This is a genomic window from Neisseria sp. P0022.S009 (assembly GCF_051956675.1).
GTDB lineage: Bacteria > Pseudomonadota > Gammaproteobacteria > Burkholderiales > Neisseriaceae > Neisseria.
In genome coordinates, this window is sequence record NZ_JBQCXE010000065.1 from 1 (window position 1) to 458 (window position 458).

The window sequence follows — 458 nt, forward strand, 5'->3', positions numbered from 1 at the left end:
TGTCCGCCCCGGCGCGCCCGAGGTAATCGTAAATCAAGGTGGTCAGCGTCTGCCATTCGGGGCGCGACGGGAACCATGTGACTGCAAATTCGCCGATACAGGTTGCCGAAGCCAAGGTCAGGCCGCGCCGAAAAGCTGGTTTTAATAAAGGTGCGACTACATAACAGGCGGTCTGAACACCGTTTGCGCCCCTGGTGCGCGCCGCCGCAGCATAATCTTTGGTCAAACCGTCCCCCGCGGCCAATACGCCTTTGGCCACCAACGGATACGCCCCCAGCGCATAAGTCGAAGTCAGCAGCCACCGCGCAGCCGTCCATTGCGGCTAGCGCAGCAAAACCCCCAACGCGATGCACACGGGCGACCCCATAACGGGTACAGACCTCAGCGTGCGCAACCAGGCCCTTTGCCGTGCCGCCGCAGCCGACAGCACGTCCAAAACTGTCGCTGCGGCCAAGGAG

General features: G+C 62.4%; 1 pseudogene. It reads right to left on the reverse strand.

Annotated elements, in window-relative coordinates:
• A pseudogene (locus tag ACTHUG_RS11460) lies at positions 1-458 on the reverse strand (ABC transporter permease subunit); the annotation flags it as partial.